Consider the following 5,299-nt stretch of genomic DNA (forward strand, 5'->3'; position numbering starts at 1 on the left):
CCAGAAAACCGCGCGTGCCGTCGATCGGGTCGACGACGAAGGTGCGGCGTGCCGAAAGCCGGACCGGATCGTCGACCGTCTCTTCCGACAGCCAGCCATAATCGGGCCGCGCCGCCAGCAATGTTTCGCGCAGATAGGCGTCGGCGGCGTGGTCGGCCTCGCTGACCGGCGATGTGCCGCCCTTCATCCAGACTTGCGGGCTGTTGCCGAAGTAGCGCATGGCGATGAGCCCCGCCTCGCGGGCAGCATCGCGCAGCAGCGGCAAATCTTCGGTGGCCCCGGCAGTGGTCAGGTCATGCTCCGGCAAGGGTCATGCCTTCGATCAGGAGCGTTGGGGCGGCGGTGCCGAAATTGCGGTCGAGGTCATCGGCCGGCACCATGTTGAGGAACATCGTCTTCAGGTTCGAGGCGATGGTGACCTCGGCGACCGGATAGGCCAGTTCACCGTTCTCGATCCAGAAACCCGAGGCGCCACGGCTGTATTCGCCGGTGACCATGTCGACGCCCTGGCCGAACACTTCGGTGACGTAGAAGCCGGTCCTGAGCGATTTGATCAGCTCTTCCGGCGACCGCTCGCCCGGTTCGATGGCGAGATTGGTGGAGGATGGCGTCACGGAAGAGCCGCCGCGCGCGCCGCGGCCGTTGGTGACGAGGCCCAGTTCCCTTGCAGCCGAGGTCGACAGGAACCAGTGGCTGAGCACGCCCTTCTCGACCATCAGCAGCTTTTCGCCCTCGACGCCTTCGCCGTCGAACGGACGCGAGGCCTGGCCACGCAGCCGGAGCGGCTCGTCGGTGACGGTGATGGCGGAGGCGGCCACCTGCTTGCCCATCATGTCACGCAGGAACGAGGTCTTGCGCGCGACCGAGGCGCCGTTGATGGCGCCGGCCAGATGGCCGGCGATGCCGCGCGCGACGCGTGGGTCCAACACCACGTCGACCGGCCCGGTCGCTGCCTTGCGCGCGCCGATGCGGCGCACCGCGCGTTCTCCGGCCTTGCGGCCGATGTCCTCGGGCGCATCGAGATCGGCAAAGTGCTGGCGCGATGAGAATTCATAGTCGCGCTCCATGCCGGTGCCCTCGCCGGCGATGACGCTGGCCGAGCGCGAGAACCGCGAGCCGACATAGTGGCCGAGGAAGCCGTGCGAGGTGGCCAGCACCAGGCCGCCGAGGCCGGCACCGGCGCTGGCGCCGGCCGAATTGGTCACGCCCTTGACGCCAAGCGCTGCCGCCTCCGCCGCCAATGCGGCTTCCTTCAACTGGTCGGCGGACACCTCGGTGGCGTCGAACAGATCGAGATCGCGTGTCTGTTTGGCCAGCAATGCCGGGTCGGCCAACCCCTGATAGGGATCCTCAGGCGAGACTCTCGCCATGGAAACAGCGCGTTCGGCCAGCGTTTTCGGGTCGGACGCCGCTGTCGCCGAGACACTCGCCACGCGGCCGCCGACGAAAACACGCAGCGCCACATCCTCGCTCTCGGAGGCTTCCGTAGCCTCGACCTTGCCGAGACGCACCGACACGCCGGTCGAGCGGCCGCGCACGGCCACCGCGTCGGCGGCATCGGCGCCGGCCTTTTTGGCAGCCTCGACCAGAGCCGCGACGCGGTCGGTCAATTTTGCTGCGTCTGATATATCGGTCATGCCTGAAATCCTGCTGGTGCGGCCGGTGTGCGGCCGTTGCCCACCCATCTATTGTTCCGGTCCGGCTTGTGCAATGGCATAGGCTTCAATCAAAATGCAGGGTGGGCGGTTCAAATCGCGAACCCTGTCACGCAAAATCGGTTCGCAGCCTGCACGGAGCATTTCGATGACGCCTTTCCATCTCGCCTTCCCGGTCCGTGATCTCGATGAAACCCGCGTTTTCTATGGCGAGGTGCTGGGCTGTGCGATCGGCCGTTCATCCGCGACCTGGGTCGATTTCGACCTCTACGGCCACCAGATGTCGGCGCATCTGCGTCCGCAGGCCGCACAGGCCCCCAGTGACGGCAGGGTCGACGGCATTGTCGTGCCGATTCCGCATTTCGGCGCGGTGCTGCTGATGGACGACTGGCAGCGCCTGGCGACGCGGCTGGAGGCGCGCGACGACATCGACTGGCTGGAACGGCCGATGGTGCGTTTCAAGGGCGAACCCGGCGAACAGGCAACGCTGTTCATCCGCGACCCCTCGGGCAATGCCCTGGAATTCAAGGGTTTTCGCTCGCTGGAGCAGATTTTCGCGCACTAACTCAGATCGAGGGCATCGGTCGATCAACGGCCGAAACGGCCCGCCGCGAAAGGTGCGAGCCGAGCCGGATCGCCGCGTCCGCCGATCAAGTCGGCGACCAGCCGCGCGGTGATCGGAGCCAGCGTCAGGCCGAGATGGCCGTGCCCGAAAGCATGAATTACGCGGGAGCTGCCGTGCGAAGCGCCGATGACCGGCCTGGAATCCGGCAGAGATGGCCGGAAGCCGAGCCATTGCGAGGCAGGCGAGCCGAGCCTGGGAAAAATTTGCCTGGCGCCACGGTCAAGCAGCGCCAGCCGGCGCGGATTTGGCGGCGCGACCAGGCCGCCGAGTTCGACGGTGCCGGCGACCCGCAAGCGGCCAGCCATCGGCGTCAGGTAGAAACCAAGATCGACGGGACAGACAGGTCGGTTGAGCAGCGGCGCGTCGGTCTGGAATTCCAGATGGTAGCCGCGCTCGGTCTCGAGCGGAATCCTGTCGCCGGCCTGCGCGGCCAGTGCGCGCGACCGTGCACCGGCGGCGATCACCACCGTGCCAGCCTTGATGCGAACGCCGGGTCCGCTGAGCTGGACACCGTCAGCTTCGACCTGCAGTCCGGTGATCTCAGCCTGCTTCACCGATGCACCACGGGCACTCACCGCGCCCAGCAACCGCCGCATCACCATTGCCGGATCGGTGACATTGATCGAATCGGGAAAATACACGCCATGCGCTGCTGTCGCCGGCAGGCCCGGCTCAAGCGCCGCCACCTCTTCGGGAGTCAGCACCTCTTGGTGGATGCCAAGCCCAGCGCGCATTGCCCGGCCGCCGGCGCCAGCGGCAAAATCGCTCTCGCGGCGATAGAGGTAAAGACAGCCATTGCGGCGCAGCTGGTCCTCCAGCCCGGCCTCCCCGGCCATGTCTTCCCAGGCCGGGAGGGCGTCGGCCAGCAGTCCGGCGAGCGCCAGCGCATTGGCCCGGGTGGCCGCCGGCAGCGATTGCCGCATGAACCGAACGAGCCATGGCGCCAGCTGCAGCAGCGCTGGCCAGCGCAGCGAAAACGGGCTGTCGGGATCAAGCAGCAGCTTTGGCAACGCCCGCAGCACCGCAGGAGTGCCGACCGGCATGCAGGCATATTCGGCGATCGTTCCGGCATTGCCTGATGACGCGCCGGAGCCCGGCTCGTTCGGATCGATGAGCAGGACTTCGCGGCCGTCCGCGACAAGGCGAAGTGCCGTCGCCAGCCCGACAACTCCGGCGCCGACAATGGCGATTTCGACCGTTTCAGAAGCAGCCACTGTAGATCTTCCCGATTGACCGTGAAATCCAGTACCGGTCATGTGGTCTCTTGGTTCGGGGTCACGGTCCAGTCTTGATCCCTGGAATCGAATAGGCCAGATCTTTCCGCGCCTCAGGCAACAGGCGTCCAGATCACGTCCTCGATTTTTTGCGCGCCTGTCGCCAGCATGACGAGCCGGTCGAAGCCGAGCGCGATGCCGCTGGCAGGCGGCATGATGGCAAGGGCGGCGAGGAAATCCTCGTCCAGCGGATAGCGCTCGCCATAGATGCGCTGCTTCTCGTCCATCTCGATGATGAAGCGCCGGCGCTGCTCCTTGGCGTCGGTCAGTTCGCCAAAGCCGTTGGCGAGCTCGACGCCGCAGCAATAGAGCTCGAAACGCTCCGCCACGCGCGGGTCGCGTGGGCTCGGCCGTGCCAGTGCCGCCTCGGCCACCGGATATTCGCACAGGATGGTCGTTCGTCCCTGCCCGAGGAATGGCTCGATTTTTTCCACCATCACCCGGCTGAACAGGTCGGCCCAGCTGTCGTCGGGCGCGGTACGCATGCCGGCCCGGATCAAGGCGGCGTATAGCGCGTCGCGATCGGTGCTGCCGTCGGCGGCGACCGTGGCCAGCAGATCGATGCCGGCATGGCGAGAGAAGGCATCTGCCACCGTCAGCCGTTCCGGCTCGGCGAACGGATCGCAGTCGCGGCCACGAAACGAGAAAAGAGTAGCCCCTGCCCTTGTCGCGGCCAGCGCCAGGAAGGCCGCGCAATCCAGCATCAGGCTCTCATAGGCTTCGCCCACGCGATACCATTCGAGCATGGTGAATTCGGGATGGTGCAAGGCGCCGCGCTCGCGGTTGCGATAGACCGGACCGAAGCTGAATATCCTGACCTCACCGGCGGCGAGCAGCTTCTTGCAGGCGAATTCCGGCGAGGTGTGGAGATAGAGCGGTGACCGGGCACCGTCCGGTCCGACCGCTTCGGTGGCGAAAGCCGCCAGATGCGCCTCGTTGCCGGGTGAGACCTGTAGCGCGGCCGTCTGCACCTCGACGAAATCATGGGCGGCGAACCAGTCGCGCAGGCTGGCGGCGATGCCGTTGCGCAGCATCAGCCGCGGGCGGCGGTCGGCGTGAACGTCAGGCGTCCACCAGGGCGAAGCTTCGGTCATGCGGCGAGGAACATGGTGGAAGGGGGCTGGCGGCGGCGGCCAAGATGCGCTAGGCCCCCATCCAGCGCCGCACAAGCCGGCAAACGCCAGTCAACTCTTCTTGCAGGATTTAAAACCGTGGTGAAAGTCATCGCCAGTTCGCTCCGCAAAGGCAACGTCGTCGACAAGGACGGCAAGCTTTATGTGATCCTCTTTGCCGAAAACATCCACCCAGGCAAGGGCACGCCTGTAACGCAGCTCGACATGCGCCGCATCGGCGACGGGGTGAAGGTTTCGGAACGCTACCGCACCACCGAACAGGTGGAGCGCGCCTATGTGGAAGAGCGCGAGCACACGTTCCTGTATCGCGACGGCGAAGGCTTTCATTTCATGAACCCGGAAAGCTACGACCAGGTCGCGGTGTCGGAAGCCGTGGTCGGCGACATGGCGCCTTACCTGCTGGAAGGCATGGCCGTGCAGGTGTCGCAGTTCAACGGCATTGCCATTTCCCTGGTGCTGCCGCAGCGCGCCACCTTCGAAGTGGTGGAAACCGAGCCGACAACCAAGGGCCAGACGGCCTCGTCATCCTACAAGCCGGCCGTGCTGTCCAACGGCGTGCGCACCCTAGTGCCGCCGCACATAGCGCCGGGCACCCGCGTGGTGGTGATGACG

At 66.1% G+C, this 5,299-nt stretch carries 6 protein-coding genes; 2 read left to right on the forward strand and 4 right to left on the reverse strand.

The genetic code is table 11. The features are described 5' to 3' along the window. A partial coding sequence (locus EOC06_RS43330; protein ID WP_281062105.1) for an inositol monophosphatase family protein occupies nucleotides 1-307 on the reverse strand: 307 nt, incomplete at its 3' end. Continuing rightward, nucleotides 294-1,637: a TldD/PmbA family protein gene (locus EOC06_RS23540; RefSeq protein WP_128308908.1), complete on the reverse strand. Its 1,344-nt coding sequence runs from the start codon at nucleotides 1,635-1,637 to the stop codon at nucleotides 294-296. The genes EOC06_RS23540 and EOC06_RS43330, both read right to left, overlap by 14 nt. 166 nt (nucleotides 1,638-1,803) lie before the next feature. On the opposite strand from EOC06_RS23540, the gene EOC06_RS23545 reads away from it, so the two are divergent. Next, on the forward strand, nucleotides 1,804-2,220 hold the full coding sequence (locus tag EOC06_RS23545) for a VOC family protein (RefSeq protein WP_128308909.1): 417 nt from the start codon (nucleotides 1,804-1,806) through the stop codon (nucleotides 2,218-2,220). Between the two features lie 23 nt (nucleotides 2,221-2,243). Here EOC06_RS23545 and EOC06_RS23550 read toward each other — a convergent pair whose 3' ends face one another. Together EOC06_RS23550 and epmA are read right to left on the reverse strand one after the other, a co-directional pair. Then, on the reverse strand, nucleotides 2,244-3,494 hold the full coding sequence (locus EOC06_RS23550; protein ID WP_128308910.1) for an FAD-binding oxidoreductase: 1,251 nt from the start codon (nucleotides 3,492-3,494) through the stop codon (nucleotides 2,244-2,246). A 113-nt stretch (nucleotides 3,495-3,607) separates the two neighbouring features. Next, nucleotides 3,608-4,648 carry an EF-P lysine aminoacylase EpmA gene (gene epmA, locus EOC06_RS23555; RefSeq protein WP_128308911.1) on the reverse strand — a complete coding sequence of 347 codons (1,041 nt, stop codon included), beginning with the start codon at nucleotides 4,646-4,648 and terminating at the stop codon, nucleotides 3,608-3,610. Nucleotides 4,649-4,765: 117 nt separating this feature from the next. On the opposite strand from epmA, the gene EOC06_RS23560 reads away from it, so the two are divergent. Continuing rightward, nucleotides 4,766-5,299: elongation factor P (locus EOC06_RS23560; protein WP_206631241.1), on the forward strand; the 534-nt coding region annotated here is incomplete at its 3' end.

The organism is Mesorhizobium sp. M7A.F.Ca.MR.362.00.0.0 (assembly GCF_004023175.1).
Lineage (GTDB): Bacteria > Pseudomonadota > Alphaproteobacteria > Rhizobiales > Rhizobiaceae > Mesorhizobium.

What these genes read in the sequence shown, in the direction of transcription:
- EOC06_RS23540 (WP_128308908.1), bottom strand. Translation starts at nt 1,637, where the DNA reads ATGACCGATATATCAGACGCAGCAAAATTGACCGACCGCGTCGCGGCT.
- EOC06_RS23545 (WP_128308909.1), top strand. Translation starts at nt 1,804, where the DNA reads ATGACGCCTTTCCATCTCGCCTTCCCGGTCCGTGATCTCGATGAAACC.
- epmA (WP_128308911.1), bottom strand. Translation starts at nt 4,648, where the DNA reads ATGACCGAAGCTTCGCCCTGGTGGACGCCTGACGTTCACGCCGACCGC.